14 protein-coding genes are annotated in these 16,570 nt (G+C 65.9%); 6 read left to right on the forward strand and 8 right to left on the reverse strand.

Annotation, left to right across the window (positions count from 1 at the left end; all coding sequences use genetic code 11):
• Position 1: 1 nt before the first annotated feature.
• Positions 2 to 1,420, reverse strand: a complete 1,419-nt coding sequence (argJ, locus tag Q8M13_RS05585; RefSeq protein ID WP_305298782.1) for a bifunctional glutamate N-acetyltransferase/amino-acid acetyltransferase ArgJ — start codon at positions 1,418 to 1,420, stop codon at positions 2 to 4.
• Positions 1,417 to 2,394 carry a peptidylprolyl isomerase gene (locus Q8M13_RS05590; protein ID WP_305298784.1) on the reverse strand — a complete coding sequence of 326 codons (978 nt, stop codon included), beginning with the start codon at positions 2,392 to 2,394 and terminating at the stop codon, positions 1,417 to 1,419. The genes argJ and Q8M13_RS05590 overlap by 4 nt, the downstream gene beginning before the upstream one ends.
• 153 nt (positions 2,395 to 2,547) lie before the next feature.
• Between Q8M13_RS05590 and Q8M13_RS05595 the strand changes: the two genes are divergently transcribed.
• The 3 genes from Q8M13_RS05595 to Q8M13_RS05605 all read left to right on the forward strand — a co-directional run bounded on the left by Q8M13_RS05595 (position 2,548) and on the right by Q8M13_RS05605 (position 7,528).
• Complete coding sequence (locus Q8M13_RS05595; RefSeq protein WP_305298785.1) at positions 2,548 to 3,720, forward strand: acetyl-CoA C-acyltransferase; 1,173 nt, start codon at positions 2,548 to 2,550, stop codon at positions 3,718 to 3,720.
• 274 nt (positions 3,721 to 3,994) lie between these two features.
• Entirely contained in the window at positions 3,995 to 6,703 is a 2,709-nt protein-coding gene (secA, locus tag Q8M13_RS05600; RefSeq protein WP_305659450.1) for a preprotein translocase subunit SecA, read from the forward strand.
• A complete protein-coding gene (locus Q8M13_RS05605) occupies positions 6,704 to 7,528 on the forward strand; it encodes a bifunctional 2-polyprenyl-6-hydroxyphenol methylase/3-demethylubiquinol 3-O-methyltransferase UbiG (RefSeq protein WP_305298788.1) in 825 nt (274 codons plus the stop codon).
• A 36-nt stretch (positions 7,529 to 7,564) separates the two neighbouring features.
• Here Q8M13_RS05605 and Q8M13_RS05610 read toward each other — a convergent pair whose 3' ends face one another.
• Positions 7,565 to 8,029: a hypothetical protein gene (locus Q8M13_RS05610; RefSeq protein ID WP_305298790.1), complete on the reverse strand. Its 465-nt coding sequence runs from the start codon at positions 8,027 to 8,029 to the stop codon at positions 7,565 to 7,567.
• Positions 8,030 to 8,037: 8 nt separating this feature from the next.
• Positions 8,038 to 8,835, reverse strand: coding sequence for a DUF4198 domain-containing protein (locus Q8M13_RS05615; protein ID WP_305298792.1), 798 nt, complete (start codon positions 8,833 to 8,835; stop codon positions 8,038 to 8,040).
• Positions 8,836 to 9,005: 170 nt separating this feature from the next.
• On the opposite strand from Q8M13_RS05615, the gene Q8M13_RS05620 reads away from it, so the two are divergent.
• Complete coding sequence (locus Q8M13_RS05620) at positions 9,006 to 11,072, forward strand: TonB-dependent receptor domain-containing protein (protein WP_305298794.1); 2,067 nt, start codon at positions 9,006 to 9,008, stop codon at positions 11,070 to 11,072.
• Position 11,073: 1 nt separating this feature from the next.
• Entirely contained in the window at positions 11,074 to 11,796 is a 723-nt protein-coding gene (locus Q8M13_RS05625) for an energy transducer TonB (RefSeq protein WP_305298795.1), read from the forward strand.
• A 176-nt stretch (positions 11,797 to 11,972) separates the two neighbouring features.
• Here Q8M13_RS05625 and Q8M13_RS05630 read toward each other — a convergent pair whose 3' ends face one another.
• From Q8M13_RS05630 to Q8M13_RS05645, 4 genes are read right to left on the reverse strand one after another with little or no spacing between them, the layout of a single operon-like run.
• A complete protein-coding gene (locus Q8M13_RS05630) occupies positions 11,973 to 12,347 on the reverse strand; it encodes a nuclear transport factor 2 family protein (RefSeq protein ID WP_305298797.1) in 375 nt (124 codons plus the stop codon).
• On the reverse strand, positions 12,344 to 13,324 hold the full coding sequence (locus tag Q8M13_RS05635; protein ID WP_305298799.1) for an NADPH:quinone reductase: 981 nt from the start codon (positions 13,322 to 13,324) through the stop codon (positions 12,344 to 12,346). Before Q8M13_RS05635 ends, Q8M13_RS05630 begins: the two co-directional genes overlap by 4 nt.
• Before the next feature lie 42 nt (positions 13,325 to 13,366).
• The gene (locus Q8M13_RS05640) at positions 13,367 to 14,755 is read right to left on the reverse strand and encodes a carotenoid oxygenase family protein (protein WP_305298801.1); all 1,389 of its coding nucleotides are present in this window, start codon (positions 14,753 to 14,755) and stop codon (positions 13,367 to 13,369) included.
• Between the two features lie 26 nt (positions 14,756 to 14,781).
• Complete coding sequence (locus Q8M13_RS05645; protein WP_305298803.1) at positions 14,782 to 15,831, reverse strand: DUF2855 family protein; 1,050 nt, start codon at positions 15,829 to 15,831, stop codon at positions 14,782 to 14,784.
• Positions 15,832 to 15,912: 81 nt separating this feature from the next.
• Between Q8M13_RS05645 and Q8M13_RS05650 the strand changes: the two genes are divergently transcribed.
• On the forward strand, positions 15,913 to 16,515 hold the full coding sequence (locus tag Q8M13_RS05650) for a TetR/AcrR family transcriptional regulator (protein ID WP_305298804.1): 603 nt from the start codon (positions 15,913 to 15,915) through the stop codon (positions 16,513 to 16,515).
• Positions 16,516 to 16,570: the final 55 nt, after the last annotated feature.

Genomic DNA, 16,570 nt, shown 5'->3' on the forward strand with positions numbered 1-16,570 from the left:
CCTAGGAGCGGTAGTCGCCGTTGATGGCGACGTATTGCTTGGTCAGGTCGCAGGTCCAGACACTGGCCGTTCCGCGTCCGACGCCGACATCCACCGAGACCTCAAGCTCCTGGTTCTTCATGTAGGCGCTCATCTTGGCCTCGTCGTAGGTGGGCGAGATCAGCCCGTCCTGGGCGGCGACCAGCGGACCGAACTGGACCTTCACGCGATCGCGGTCGATCGGCTCGTCGGCGCGGCCGACCGCCATGACGATCCGGCCCCAGTTGGCGTCCTCGCCGGCGAAGGCGGTCTTGACCAATGGGCTCTCGGCGATGGTGCGCGCGATCTTGCGCGCGGAGGCCGGGGTTTCAGCGCCGGTCACGTTGATCTTCACGAACTTGCTCGCGCCTTCGCCGTCCCGGACGAGTTGCAAGGCCAGGTCCAGCAGCACCGCCTCCAGCTTCTCGCGGAAATCGGCCAGGCGCTTGTCGCCCGCGCGGCTGATGTTCGGCGCCCCGGACTGGCCGGTGGCGAACAGCAACAGAGTGTCGTTGGTCGAACGGTCGCCGTCCACAGTCACGCAGTTGAACGTCGTGCGCGTATAGAGACTGGCCAGCGTCTGCAGCGCCGTCGGCGAGATCGCCGCATCGGTCGCGACAAAGGCCAGCATGGTCGCCATGTCCGGCGCGATCATCCCCGAACCCTTGCAGATCCCGGCGATGCGCACCTTCTCGCCGTCGATCATCGCCTCGGCGTATGCGCCCTTCGGAAAGGTGTCGGTGGTCATGATCGCCCGCGCCGCGCCGGCCCAGCCGTCGTCGGCCAGCTTGGCTTCGACGTCCGGCAGACGGTGGGTGATCTTGGCGTCGTCCAGCAACACGCCGATGACCCCGGTCGAGGCCACCATGACGTCACGCTGGCGGCAATCGAAGCGCTTGGCGACCGCCGAAGCCACCCGCCGTACGGCGTCGCCGCCCGGCTTGCCGGTGAAGGAATTGGCGCAGCCGGCGTTCACCACCAGGGCGCGGACATCGGCGCCCTTGGTCATTTCCAGATGCTTTCGGCACCAGTCGACCGGCGCCGAGCCGATGCCGTGCCGCGTGAAGACGCCGGCCGCCGAGGTGCCGCGCGCGAATCGCATGACCAGCAGGTCGTCACGCTCGGTCTTGTAGAAGCCCGCCCGGCCGGTCGCGAGCTGCACGCCCGCGATCGGCGGCAACTCAGGGAACGGCACGGCCAGCGGCGAGACAGGCAACGCCGCCTTGGCCGGAGTGGCCGCAGGCTCCACCTTTTGCTTGGTCGTGGCGCGCTTGATGGCGGTCGTCAGCGGATCCAGGGCGCGTTCCAGCGCCTCCACGGGCTTGGTGGCGACCTCCAGGGCCTTGCCTGCCGTGGACTTCTTGGGTGCGGCGGTCTTCTTCGGAGCTGGCGTGCGGGTCATGGCTTGGCGGCCTTGGCTGGAGCGGAGGGCGCGGCCTGGACGGGCGCGGCTGGCGTGGCGGCGGGCGGAGCATCGGCCGGTTCCTTCGGCTGGCCCGGCACGTCTTGCGGCGTGCCGATCAGCGTCTGGACCTTGGCCCTGCTTCGCAATTTCTCGAGCAGGTCGCGGACCTGGTCATAGGTCAAGAAACGGACGATCTGCGGACGGGCGGCGTCCAGGGTGATCGGCTGTTCCATCCGGCGGTCCTCGACCTTCAGGATCGCCCAGCCGCCCTCGGTCTGGAACGGGCCGACGATGTCGCCCACCTTGGCGGTCTTCAGATTGGCGGCGTAGGCCTCGGGCATGACGTCGGTGGTGAAGTGTCCGAGATCCCCGCCGTTGAAGCGAGTCGCCGCGTCAATCGAACGCTCCATGGCCAAAGCCTCGAACGAGGCCCCGGTGGCGAGCAGCTTTTCGATGGCCTGAGCCTCGGCCTCGGTCGCGACCAAGATTTGCCGCGCCTTGATCTCCTCGGACTGCTTGGCGAGTTTGAGCTGCTCTTGGTAGAGCCCGCGAATAGCGTTGTCATTGACCGCGCCGGAGACCACGTTCTCCACCAACATGTCGCCCAGGATACGTTCGCGAGCGGCCGCCAGCCGCTTCTGAGCGATGGGATCCTTGTCCAACTTGCGCTCGATGGCCTCGGCCGCCAGCAGCTTCTGGTCGATCACCTCGTCCAGCACACGGCGGAACAGATCCGAAGAGATATCAAGGGGTTCACCCTCGCCGATCAGACCTTGCGCCACGGCCTCGCGCTTGACGTCGGACGCCCAAACCGTCTTGCCGTCGACCTTCGCCACGGCGGTGTCGCCCGCTTGCGGCGCGCCCTCGGTCCCGCCGCGATCGCCGCAGGCGACCAGCATCAGACTGGCGCTCAGCATGACGGCGAAGACGCCCAGGGCGTGCGGGAGACGACGGAAGCTTGAGTGCGTCATAGAGGACGTACCTCGAATGTAAAAACGGTCCGCGAGCGTTCGCCCGTCCCTAGCCAACTAAGCGCTGGGATGCAAAGGTCGCGCCCGATCAAACAACCCTACGGATCTCATAGTGACCGTGGTGGTCCTAATTTTTTGACGGAGAACTTATTCATGACGCGTGAAGCCGTAATCGTTTCCTACGCCCGGACGGGCATGGCCAAGTCCGGCCGCGGCGGGTTCAACATGACCCCGACCGTGACCATGGCCGCTCACGCGATCAAGCACGCTGTCGAACGCTCGGGCGTCGACAAGGCCGCCGTCGAAGACGTCATCCTGGGCAACGTGGCGCACGGCGCCGGCAACCTGGGCCGTCAGGCCGCTCTGCTGGCCGGCCTGCCGATCACGACCTCGGGCGTCACCGTCAACCGCTTCTGCTCCTCGGGCCTGCAAACCATCGCCACGGCCGCCAACTACATCCGCAACGACGGCGCCGACGTGGCCATCGGCGCGGGCGTCGAGTCGCTGTCCTTCCCTGGCGCCGGCGGCGCGCGTGAGAACAACGACCCGGCTCTGTACGCTCAATACCCCGCCATCTTCATGCCGATGATCGACACCGCCGACATCGTGGCCGAGCGCTACAAGGTCAGCCGTGAAGCCCAGGACGAATACAGCCTGGAATCGCAGCGCCGCATGGCCGCCGCTCAGCAAGCTGGCAAGTTCAAGGACGAGATCGTCCCCCTGGCGACCAAGATGAAGGTCGTCAACAAGGAAACGAAGGAAGAAAGCATCGTCGACTACCTGGTCGACCGCGATGAGTGCAACCGTCCCGACACCACCCTGGAAGGCCTGCAAAAGCTGCAGCCGGTTCGCGGTGAAGGCAAGTTCATCACCGCCGGCAACGCCTCGCAGCTGTCGGATGGCGGCGCCGCCGTCATGCTGATGGAAGCCAAGGCCGCCGCCAAGGCCGGCGTCGAGCCGCTCGGCGCCTTCCGCGGTTGGGCAGTGGCCGGTTGTGCGCCCGACGAAATGGGTATCGGCCCGGTCTTCGCCGTGCCGCGCCTGCTGGAACGTCATGGCCTAAAGGTTCAGGACATCGACCTGTGGGAACTGAACGAAGCCTTCGCTTCGCAGTGCCTCTACTCGCGTGACCAGCTCGGCATCGAGCCGGAAAAGTACAACGTCAATGGCGGCTCGATCGCCATTGGCCACCCCTACGGCATGACCGGCGCCCGTCTGACGGGCCACATCCTGCAAGAAGGCAAGCGTCGCGGCGCCAAGTGGGGCGTCGTCACCATGTGCATCGGCGGCGGCATGGGCGCGGCCGGCCTGATCGAAATCTACTAAGACGATCAGAGACTAGACGATTTGGCCCTCCCCTCACCGGGAGGGCCTTTTCATTTGAGGAATTCACCCGCGGCTCACGCACCCGTCACCCTAGCCGCGTTGACACTGGCATGGCCGCTGCTTAAGTCTCGCGCGCCCCTAAAAGAGCGGAATTTCCGGGCAGGCGAAGGGCTGGACAAGGCCGCCGCCGGTCCCATCCCGCAGATCCGGAACGTTTTCCTTGAGCATCTTCCAACGCTTCTTCGGCTCTTCCAACGACCGCAAGGTCAAGGCGATGGCCTCTCGGGTCGCGAAAATCAACGCGTTCGAGCCAAAGATCCAGGCGCTGTCCGACGACGAGTTGCGCGCCAAGACTCAGGAATTCAAGGACCGGCTCGCCAAGGGCGAAACACTTGAGGACCTGCTGGAAGAAGCCTTCGCCGTGGTTCGCGAGGCCGCCAAGCGTGTCCTGGGGCAGCGACATTTTGACGTACAGCTGGTCGGCGGCATGGTCCTGCACGGCGGCGGCATCGCCGAGATGCGGACCGGCGAAGGCAAGACCCTGGTCGCCACCTCGCCGACCTATCTGAACGCGCTATCCGGCAAGGGCGTCCACGTCATTACGGTGAACGACTATCTGGCCCAGTTGCATGGCGACTGGATGGGCCAGGTCTATGCGTTCCTCGGCCTTACGACCGGCACCATTGTCCACGGCCTGTCGCAGAACCAGCGCAAGGCGGCCTACCAGGCCGACATCACCTACGGAACGAACAACGAGTTCGGCTTCGACTACCTGCGCGACAACCTGGTCTACGACCCCGAAGAAATGGTCCAGCGCGGCCACCACTTTGTGATCGTCGATGAAGTCGACTCCATCCTGATCGACGAAGCCCGTACGCCGTTGATCATCTCTGGCCCGACCGAGGACCGCAGCGAGCTCTACAAGACCATCGATCTGGTCGTGAAAGAGCTGATCAAGGACCCCAAGACCTTCGACCACGACGAGAAGCAGCGCCAGGTCATCCTGACCGAGGAGGGCTCGGAAATCGTCGAGGAGATGCTGGCCACCGGCGGGCACCTGGAAGAAGATTCCGCCGGCCTCTACGACGCCGCCAACGTCTCGATCGTCCACCACGTGAACCAGGCGCTGCGCGCCAACGTCCTCTACACCCGTGAGAAGGACTACATCGTCCGCGCGGGCGAAGTGATCCTGATCGACGAGTTCACCGGCCGGATGATGCAAGGCCGCCGCCTGTCCGAGGGCCTGCACCAGGCCATCGAGGCCAAGGAAGGCGCCCAGATCCAGCCCGAGAACCAGACCCTGGCCTCGGTCACCATCCAGAATTACTTCCGCCTCTACACCAAGCTGTCGGGCATGACCGGCACCGCCGCCACCGAGGCGCAGGAGTTTGGCGACATCTACAAGATGGACGTCGCCGAAATCCCGACCAACCGCCCGGTCGCCCGGAAGGATGACGACGACGAGGTCTATCGGACCAACGCCGAGAAGAACCAGTCGATCCTGAAGCAGGTCGCCGACTGCTATGTGCGCGGCCAGCCGATCCTGGTGGGCACGGTCTCCATCGAGAAGTCGGAACAGCTTTCCGAGCTGATGAAGACCCACAAATTCGAGCACCAGGGCAAGACCGTCACCGGCATCCCGCACAACGTGCTGAATGCCCGCTATCACGAACAGGAAGCCATGATCGTGGCCGACGCCGGCATTCCCGGCGCCGTCACCATCGCCACCAACATGGCCGGCCGCGGCACCGACATTCAGCTGGGCGGCAATATCGACATCCGCGTGCTGAAGTGGCGCGAGGAGCAACGTGGCCTGGGCATCGAGGTTACGCCCGAAGCCGCCGCCGAAGAGCGCGCCCGCATCGAAACCGACACCAAGGCCCTCAAGGAAGCTTCGCTCGCAGCGGGCGGCCTCTACGTGCTGGGCACCGAGCGCCATGAAAGCCGGCGGATCGACAACCAGCTCCGCGGCCGTACCGGTCGCCAGGGCGACCCGGGCCACTCGAAGTTCTTCCTGTCCTGCGAGGACGACCTGCTGCGGATCTTCGCGGGCGAACGCCTCGATTCGATCATGCGCACCTTCGGCGTCCAGGAAGGCGAGGCGATCACTCACAAGTGGCTGAACGCGGCCATCGAGAAGGCCCAAAAGCGGGTCGAGCAGCGCAACTACGAAATCCGTAAGAACCTGCTCAAATACGACGACGTCGTGAACGACCAGCGCAAGGCCGTGTTCGAACAGCGCGCCGAGTTTATGACGTCGGCCGATCTGTCTGACGTGATCAACGAGATGCGCCAGGACACCATCGAGGACCTGGTCAATCGTCACCTGCCGCCCAAGGCCTATGCCGAACAGTGGGACATCGCCGGCCTTACCGAGCGGGTCACCGAGCTGCTGGGCCTGGAGCTGCCGATCGCCGAGTGGGCCGCTGAAGACGGCATCGCCAACGAAGAGATCCAGGAGCGCCTGCAAAAGGCGGCCGACGCCCGCGCCGCCGAGCGCGAGCAGATGATAAGCCCCGATCAGATGCGCAACATCGAGAAGAGCTTCCTGCTGCAGATGATCGATCTGCAGTGGCGCGAGCACTTGATGCACCTTGACCACTTGCGCAACGTCATCGGCCTGCGCGGCTATGGTCAGCGCGACCCGCTGAACGAGTACAAGACCGAGGCCTTCTCCCTGTTTGAGAAGCTGCTGGTCGATCTGCGCCAGAACGTCACCCGCTGGCTGATGACGGTGGAGTTCGCGTTCGCCGAGCCGGAACCAGTCGCGCCGCTGGCCGGCCTGACCGAAGTGCACATGGACCCGCTGACCGGCGAAAATATCGCCCAGATGGGGGCCCTGCCGGACGGTCTGTCGGCCGAACAGCGCGAAGCCCTACCGATCACCTCCCTGCCGGACGGGTGGGAGCAGACCGGCCGCAATCAGGCTTGCCCGTGCGGCTCCGGCAAGAAGTTCAAGCACTGCCACGGGGCCTTGATCTAGGTGGCGGCCGTCCAGGACGAATACGTCCTCAAGGTCGACGGCTTCTGCCCGGTCTGTGAACAGGACAGCACGTTCGCGGCCAGGGATCCCTGGCTGCGTGATCACTATCTGTGCCTGAGCTGCAACTCCCAGCCGCGGGAACGCGCGCTGTTCTCGGTGCTGACGCAGTTGCGTCCCAACTGGCGCGAGCTGTCGATCCACGAGAGCTCGCCCGGCACCGCGGCCAGCCGCCGGCTGCAAGACCAAGCGCCGGGCTACCTCGCCAGCCAGTACGATCCCTCCATTCCGTGGGGCTCGGTCCATCCGCGCGGCTGGCGTTCGGAAGATCTGGAGCGGCAGACCTTCGCCGACGCCAAGTTCGACCTAGTGATCACCCAGGACGTCATGGAGCACGTGTTTGCGCCCGACCTGGCGATCACCGAGATCGGCCGGACCTTGAAGCCGGGCGGCCTGCACATCTGCACCGTGCCGATCGTGAACAAGGAAGGTCCCTCGGTCCGCCGCGCGCGTCGCAAGGCCGACGGGACGGTCGAGCATCTGCTCGAGCCGTCGTTCCACGGCAATCCGATGGATCCGAACGGGTCACTGGTCACGGTCGACTGGGGCTACGATATCGCCGCCTATTGGGACGCGGTCAGCGGACTCTCGACGACGATTTTCACGATCGACGATCCGGGTCGCGGCATCCAGGCCGAGTACATCGAGGTGTTGGTTTCTCGGAAGGGCGGCCTGCCCGATCTGACCGGCGATGTCGCGCCGACGCCCGTGCGCGAGAGCGAGTTCCGCAAGCTCGCCCGCCGGATCAAGCACCGGCTGATGCATTAGGAAACAGGCGGCCCGCCGGGCCGCCTGCTGGCGTTCCTACTCGCCTTTCTTCTTTTCGCCGACCGAGACGACGCCGTCGCCGTCGCCGTCCTGTTCGGCGAAAGCGCGCACGCCCGACGCGGCGAATTCCTCCGTCGACATCTTCTTGTCCTTGTCGGTGTCGAGGACGCCGAAGCGGACGTGGGCCTGACGGATCTGGCGCACCTCCTGCTCGGCCTTGCGTTCGGCCGGCTCGGTAGAGGCCGCAAGCTGGGTGGTCAGGCGGCCCTGGTACTCGCTGACATATTCCGCCTCATCGACGAAGCCGTCCTTATTGGCGTCCATCGCCGCGAAGCGCTGGTCGCGAACGGTCTTGAACTCGGCGGCCGTGACCTTGCCGTCCTTGTCGATGTCGTAGTCGGTGATGAAGGCCGAGTGCTCGTGCGGGGCGGCGTGGGCGGAGGCCGCACTGAGCGCCAGCAGGGCCGCGGTAAGGGCGAGGGGAAGACGCAAAGCGGTCATGAGCTGTCCTATTCAGTCGCTTCGAAGGTCAGGGTGTAGCTGTAGCTGCGGTAAGGGGTCTCAGCGCCGGCCGGCGAGGCCGTGCGGTGACGGATCAGCGCCAGATAGGTTCCGGCGTCCGGCGCCGTGATCGAGAAACGCCCGGCGGCGTCGGTCGTGATCTGTCCGTCGATCTTCTTCTTGCCGTCATAGTTCCCGGCGCTGCGATAGACCTCGACATTGGCGCCGGCGACCGGCTTGCCCTCGAACAACAGCTCGAAGGTCGCCGGCTGGGCGGCGAAGATTTCGCTCGGATGAGTGATGGGCCGCAGCTCCAGGCTCTTCCCGGTCGGCGCCAGGGCGTCCTTGGTCGGGGAGCCACGGGTCACATAGGCCTCCGCCAAGGTCATGCTCTGGACATCGACCAATTGAGCGCTGGCGGGCTTTTCGACGCCCTCGCCGATCACCCATTCGCCGGCGGCCGACTTGTACATCTTGCCCTTGCGGCCGAAGCGCTCACCCGAAGAGATGCGATATGTGCCCTTCTCCGGTACCTGGGCCTCGAACACCGCCAGGTCGCGCAGGTAGGTGACGTCCTTGATCGGCGCGACCGCGCCGCCAGGGCCCTGGGTGTGGAAGGCGTCGGACTTCATCACCACCTCGGAGATGAACGGATCCTCCGCGAAGCCGGCCTGAATCGTGACGTGGTCACGGTCGGTCAGGTCGAACATGTTGGGCAGCATGAAGGGCATGTGCGCCAACGCCACGCCCGGCGCGGCCGTCAATAGTCCAGCGCCCGTAAGCGCCGCGAAGCTCAATCGCCCCATAGATTTCCCCGTCCCATCATTCTCGAAACTAAAACTCGGATAATGCAATTGAGAGTCACTTGCAATTAGGTTTTTGATGGCGCATTGACTGCGGCGTCGACCGCCCACGGGGGGCGTTACGCGATCATTATGCGAATGACTCGCACTTGCATACAAATACGGAGAGTTTCATGGGGCGATCGATGTGGTGGAGCCGGGCCGCCCTTCTGGCGGGGGCTTCCTGCCTGCTGACGGCGGGGACCGCTCAAGCCCAAGAGACGGAGGCCAAACGCGCTGACAGCGCCGCCGCGCAACTGTCGCTTGGTCGCATCGTGGTCTCGGCCGGGGCCGAAAAGGTCGCCATAGATACGCCCCAGGCGGTCACCGCGCTTGATCAGGAAGACATCGACCAAACCCAGGCGACCACCATGGGCGACCTGCTGGAAGCCATTCCCGGCGTCAGCGTGGTCGGCGGCGTTTCGGCGCTGGGCCAGGGCTTCAACATCCGCGGCATGGGCACCGGCATCGCCGATTCCGACAGCCGCATCCTGACCCAGATCGACGGGGTGACGAAGTTCTACGAGCAATACCGGATGGGCGCGCTGTTCAGCGAGCCTGAGCTCTACAAGCGCGTCGAAGTGCTGCGCGGCCCCGCCTCCTCCACCCTCTACGGCGCCGGCGCCCTGGCCGGCGTGGTGAACTTCACGACAAAGGACGCCTCGGATTTCCTGAAGGGCGACGACCGCTTCGCCGTCCGACTGAAGGGCGGATACGAGAGCAATTCAGAGGGATTGGCCGGTTCGGTGATCGTGGCCGGCAAGCCGGCCGAAAACCTCGACCTGCTCGGCGTCTACACCGCCCGCGACGCCGGCAACTACACCAGCGGCGACGGGACCGAGGTCGATCCATCGGGCGTGAAGTCCACGTCCTACCTGCTCAAGGGCCGGTATTATGTGGGAGGCGACAAGAAGCACAGCATCTGGGCCTCGTACCAGAACTGGCGGTCCGACAGCACCCAGATGTACGATCAGGCCGAGGCCTTCGGCGCCACGCCGGTGCGGCGCAAGGTCGACGACATCACCGCGGTCGTCGGCTACGAAAACGACTTCAATGGCAGCAAGATCTTCAACCTCGAGGCCCAGGGATCCTACGCCAACTCGAAGGTCGAGCAGCGCGAAACCACCTTCCTTCCCGGCCTGACCTATTCAGAGTTCTCCTACGAGACCTGGCAGGCCCGCATCCAGAACACCTCGCGCTTCAACTGGGGTGACGACTGGGCCGGCTTCCTCTTCGTCGGCGTGCAGGCCTACACCCAGGAGCGTCGCAACCCGCGCGTGAACGCCGCGGGCGTGACCAATCCGGGGGCGGCCACCCACCCCGAAGGCGACATGGACAAGTATGGGGTCTACGCCCAGGCCGAGCTGATCTGGTCGGACAAGCTGACCATCATTCCTGGCGTCCGGGTCGACAAGACCAAGCTGAAGCCCGGCGCCGGAGTGCCGCTGACCGAGGCCGTCGAGGACACCGCCGCCTCGCCGAAGCTCGCTGTGCTCTACGCGATCAACGACAATCTCTCGGTGTTCGGTTCGGTGGCCCACACCGTGCGCATGCCGGTGCTGGACGAGGTCTTCAGCCGCACCAGCGCCACGGCTTCGAACTTCAGCCTGAACCTGAAGCCAGAGGAGTCCGACAACTTCGAAGGCGGGATCACCCTCTCCTTCGACGACGTGATCGCCCAGGGCGGCGCGGTCCGGGTGAAGGTCACCGCCTTCCGCAATGACGTGTCCAACCTGATCACACGCGGCACGGCCAACTCGCCGTATTTCGTCAATATCGGCGAGTCGCGGTTCGAAGGCGTCGAGATCGAGGCCGAATACGCCGCGCGCAACCTGTTCGCCCGAGCCGGCCTGTCGGTGATCGACGGCGAGAACCGCATCACCGGCCTGCCGCTGAACACCATCCCAGCCGACGAGCTGGATGTCACGATCGGCTACCGTTTCACCGACCTGAACCTGCAGGCCGGATGGCGGGGTGAATTCGCCGCCGACCAGGAAGACATCGGGCCGGGCGGCCGGCGCACCGGCGGCTATGGCGTCCACAACCTGTTTCTGACCTGGACGCCAGACGACGGCGCCCTCTCGGGGCTCGAGGTGCGGGCCGCGGTCGACAACCTGTTCGACAGGCAGTTCCGTCGCCACCTGTCCTCGCTCGACGCCGAGGGCCGGACGTTCAAGCTCACCCTGGCCCGGACCTTCTAGGGTGAAGCTCACCCGTACACGCGCGACGGCGGCGGCGGTTTCGACCGTCTTCAATGTCGGGCTGATCGCACTGGTCATGCGGACCGGCGCGGAGGCTCCGCCTGTATGGGACGAAACCGTGGTGATCGCGGAACTGGTTCAAGTTCGAGGCGGAGAGACGCACGCCCCGAGCCAGTCGGCGCAGGCTCCTTCCTCCCCTCCTCGGGAGCCTGCGCCGGCGCCTACTGCGCAGACGCCAAGCCCGCCACCGATAACGCCGGAGGCTCCCCGAGCCCCGGCGCAGACTGCGGCGGCGCCCAGCGCTCCTGCTTCCTCGCCGGCCTCCGCACCCTCGGCATCGGCCGCCACCGCCACCGCCACCGCCCAACGCGCGAGCACGCCGCCGCAGCGGGCTGGGACGCGCGAAGGCCTGGATATCGACGCGCCGGGCGGCGCCAGCATGGACTACGCCTCGCGCCTGCGCGCCTGGCTGGAAGCGCACAAGACCTATCCCAAGCGCGCGCGTATGCGGCGCGAGGAGGGCGTGGTGCATGTCCACTTCGCCGTCGACCGTGACGGGCGGCTGCTGCGCGGCGACGTGGTCTCCAGCTCCGGTTTCGCCAGCCTGGACGCCGAGGCGATGGCCATGCTCGACCGCTCCAACCCGTTCCCCGGCGCGCCGCACTCGGTGCGCGGCGAGCGGATCGAGGTCTCGACGCCGGTGGAGTTCTTTTTGACCCGGTAGGTAGCTCGGCCCCACCTGCCAGGTTCGTCATGGTCGGCCTTCGCGTCGGCCGTTCAATCAAGAGACGACGTCGTCTTGTCCGCGATCGCGCCCACGATTGGATCTTCGAGGAAAGCTCGAGGGTGACGGCTTTGGATGTGAGAGGCGCGGCGCGAACCGCGCCTCTCACGCCAAGGTCACGCCAGAGTTACGAACGTCTCGCTCTCGATCACCCACTGGCCAACCGACTTCTTCCAGACCGCCAGATAAGGGCCAGACGATGTGGCGTCCTTCCAGGTCGCCACCCAAGTTCCCGTCTCGGCGGCGCGGGCGCCCTCTGCGTCCAGCGTGACGCTTGCGGTTGTGCGCGCGTAGGTGATGAAGCTTGGATCGCCGAACTGGGCCTGGAACGCCGCCAGCACCGCCTGAGCGCCCATCAGCAAGCCGCCCTCGCCCGAGATCAGGTTCACTTGAGTGTCGAAGAATGGCGCGAGCCGCCCGGCGTCATGGGCCGCGATGATCTTGTTGGTGAGCTTGCGCCGAGCGCGAATGGCGTCTTGCGGCGTGGTCACGGCTCGACCACCGCCGTGCCCACCTTGCCGCCTGCCTCGACCAGTTCGTGGGCGCCGGCGCAGTCGGCCAGCGGGAACCGCCCGGCGACCGACAGTATGCGCTCGCCCGTGCCGATCCAGCGGGTGATGTCCTGCTGCGCGCGCTTGCGAGCCTGATGCGGCGAGACCGGCAGATAGACCCCATGGATCATCAGGTTCAGCCCCATCGCCGCGCCCGCCGGAACGACCGGCGTCGGTGCGCCCTTGGTGGCGTAGTAGGCGAGTGAACCGTTCATGGCGATGCTGGCCAGGGTCGAGGCGATGTTGCCACCGAAGTCGACCTCGACCACGTGATGAACGCCCTGGCCGTCCGTAAGCTCGCGCACCCGGGCGGCGACGTCCTCGCGGCGATAGTCGATGACGTGATGGGCTCCGCCCGCGCGGGCGCGCTCGGCCTTTTCCTCCGAGCTGACGGTGGCGATCACCGTGGCGCCGGCCCAGACGGCGAGTTGCACCGCATAGTGGCCGACCGCGCCGGCTCCGCCGGTGACCAGCACCGTGCGCCCCTGGACCGGCCCGGCCAGGAACAGCGCGCGATGGGCGGTCATGCAGGGGATGCCGAGCGTCGCGCCCTCAGCGAACGACACGCTGTCGGGCAGCACGCTCAGCAGGTCGGTGTCGAGTTCGATGTACTCGGCCGCCGAGCCGAACGCCCGGCCGTTGCGCTGGCCATTGTAGAACCAGACGCGCTTGCCCGCCCAAGATGAGGAGACACCAGGTCCGACCGCCTCGACGATCCCTGCCCCGTCGCTGTTGGGGGTAATGCGGCGATAGGCCATCGGCGCCGGGCCGCCCCGCATCCCGACATCGGACGGATTGACGCCCGAGGCCTTGATGCGGATCAGCGCCTGACCCTGGCCAGGCGTGGGTGTCGGCAGATCGCCGTATTGCAGGACCTCACGGGCCGGACCCGTGCGGTCGTACCAGATGGCTTTCATGCGCCCCTCCCACTCGCTCCAACAGGCGGAGCGAGGAGAAGTCTAGCCCGCCACCCAGTTGCCGTGGAAGCCGAACGGCACCCGGCGAGGAAGTTCGGCGATGGCGATCGGACCCTTGGCGATGTCGAGCGCCTCGAAGACCAACATGTCGCTGCGATCCTCGGCCGCCCGCCAGACCACCGCGGTGACCCAGCCGTCGCCCTCGGCGGCGTCAGCCGAACGCGGGGTGAAGACCGGTTCGGAGGTCATGTCGCCGCCGGTCAGTTCGTAGACCTGGCGTTTGCCGGTCACCAGGTCGAGGTGGGCGATGGCGGTCTGCTTGATGGTCTTGGCGTTGCCGGGATCGGCCGCGTACCAACCGTGACGATGGGCGAGGCCGGCATAGCGTTCGTCGAAGCGCGGGAACTCGCCGTCCAGATCGTCGATGGCCTCTTCCTTGATGGCGTCGCTGTTTCCATCGAGGTCGAAAGTCCAGCGCACCATGCGCGCGGCGCTGCGTAGGCCGGGCGAACCGTCGGCGTTGGGGAACAGCGGCGCGGTGTCATAGCGGAAGACGTCGGCGATGATCTTGCCGCCCTCCTCCCAGGCGTTCATCGGGTGGAAGACATAAGACGGCGGGGCGTTGAACCAGCGGATCGAGGACACTTCGCCGTCGCGGCGCATGACCCCGACATGGCTGCCCTTGTCCGGTTCCCAGGCATAGGCCGGCAGGCCCTTCATCGCTCGGTCCAGGCTGCCTGTCAGGGGCAGGATCGGGAACAGGGCGTAGTTCTCGGTGACCAGGAAGTCGTGGACCATCGAGGAGAACGGGGCCTGGAAGTCGTCACGGCGGACCACCTTGCCGCTCGCATCGGTCACGCCATAGCTCATGCCCGCCGACAGCGGCATGTCGCCGACGCCATAACCGAACCAGACCATCTCGCCGGTCTTCGGGTCGATCTTCGGGTGAGCGGTGACCCTGCCGTTGTACTCGGTGGCGTAGCCCTTGGATTCCAAGGTGCGCTCAGCCATCTCGAACGGCGCATGGGCCTCTTCGAGCGCCAGCAGCCGGCCGGCGTGGAACAGGATGTTGGTGTTCGCCACCCCGCTTTCCTTGCCCTGAGCGATCGGGTCGGTGGTCATCGGATTGCCGAAACCGCCGAACAGGGCGCGTCCTTCGGAGTTCTCCAACTCCCACTTGGGCGTGCGGACGTAGCGGTTGCGGTAGGTGACCTTGCCGTCCTCGACATGGAAGGCGTGGATCATTCCGTCGCCGGTGAACCAGTGGTACTCGCCGCGCGGTTCGAACTGCGGGTTCGGGCCGGTGCGATAGAGGGTGCCCTTCAACTCCTTGGGGATCTCGCCCTTCACGACGAGGTCGAAGTCGTCTTCGCTGCGGATCGGCGCGAAGTTGCCGGACAGGTACGGGTTGATGCGAACGTCGCCGTCCATGGTGCTTCTCCCTTTGAAGGCCGGCTTCAGACCGGTCTGATGATGTGCCCCTCGTCCGGCCGCGCGCGGCCCTCGAGGACGTCGTGATAGGCGGCCAATAGAGCCTCTGGTCCGACATGCTGGCGGACGTTCAGCCAGGTGGCGTCGGCCACAAAGGCGCGCAGCGCGCTCATGAAGCGGGCTTCCAATTCCTCATAGCCCCACTCCCCGGCCCGCTTGCGGATCTGGTCAGGGGCGAAGAACAGCACCGGCGTCGGGCCGGGCAGATCGACCGGCGTGCGGTCGGCCTGCCAGCGGGTCGCGCCGACGATGATGCTGCGCGACAACCCCTCGCCAAGCGCAGTGTGCACCGCGGAGGTCACCTGCGGATCGCCCGCGAAATCGACAAAAACAGCGGGCGCCTTGGCGCTCAGGCTGCGAGCTTCGTCATAGGTGACGATGCGGTCGTAGAGGCCAAGCTCGGCCAGCTTGGCGGCGTTGGATGGCGAGGTCAGGCCGACCACCTCCAGACCGCGGCGGCGCGCGAACCAGGCCAAGCCCATGGCGGTCTTGCTGGACGCGCTCGACAGCACCAGCGAGCCGACGCTCTCATCCTCGGCCAGGAAGTCGTCCAGCAGCCAGGACGTCATCAACAACGGCCGCAGCAGGGCGCGATGATCGTCCATCTCGTCTTCGGGCGCCTCCGAGTAGGCGTTGTAGGTCGGCGGCAGTTCGGCCCGGTGCGCGGCCGTATCGACCAGCCCGTTGCGCCCCTTGGACAGCCGCGCCGTGAAGTGGCTCGACATCGGCAGATAGCCGAAGATCCGCAGCCCGACCGGCGCATCCGGCGCCTTGGATTCGATGACCTTGGCGAAGCCCCAGACTGGGATGCGGCCCAGACCGTCCGGCGCCGGGAAGAACTTCCAGTAGCCGAAGCTGTCGCCCATTATCCCATAGGTGATGTTGTTGGCGGTCAGGGCGAAACGCTCGACCTCCAGCAGCACCTCACCCTCAGCCAGATCGATCTTTTCGGCGGCATGGCGCAGCTCCGCACGGCGCAAATCGTCCCGATTGATCAGCACATCCCAGGCAGTCATCGCTTCCTCGCCTTTTTACGTTGTAAATTTATTACGTAAGAGCTACCTCAGGACAAGCCTTTTCTTTCTCTGAGTTTATCAATGCCCCGCGTCTTGTCCGAGTCCGATGTCGCCGACTTCCGCGAACGTCTTTGCGAGGTCGCTGAGAAGCTGTTCGCCGAGAAGGGGCCGGACGCGGTGACCATGCGCCAGCTGGCCTCCGAACTGGGGGTCAGCCCCATGACGCCGTACCGCTATTTCGCCGACAAGGAAGACATCCTGGCCGCCGTGCGGACCAACGGCTTCAACCGGTTCGCCGCGTCCCTGGAAGGCGCGCTCGCCAACACCCAAGGCAGCGCCAAGGCCAAGAGCTCGGCGGTGGGCGAGGCCTATCTGAACTTCGCCTTCGAACATCCGCAGACCTACAAGCTGATGTTCGACCTGAACCAGCCGCACGAAGAGGACTATCCGGACCTGGTCGCCGCCGCCGCCCGCGCCAACGCGATGCGGTCGGCCTACATCAAGGGCCTGGTCGAGGCCGGGGTGATGGAAGGCGACCCCGAAGAAATCGGCCGCATGTACTGGGCCGCCACCCATGGCGCGGTGAGCCTGGAACTGTCCGGCAAGCTGCCCAAGGGCATGGCCCGGATCATCAACCGCCAGCTCGGTCACACCCTCGCAAAGGGCCTGCGCCCCGGCGCCTGAAGCGACTTGACGGCCCTTGCGGTAAGACCGCCATCTTCCCCGCAACAAGAGGGGA

The sequence above is a fragment of the Phenylobacterium sp. genome (assembly GCF_030681155.1).
Lineage (GTDB): Bacteria > Pseudomonadota > Alphaproteobacteria > Caulobacterales > Caulobacteraceae > Phenylobacterium.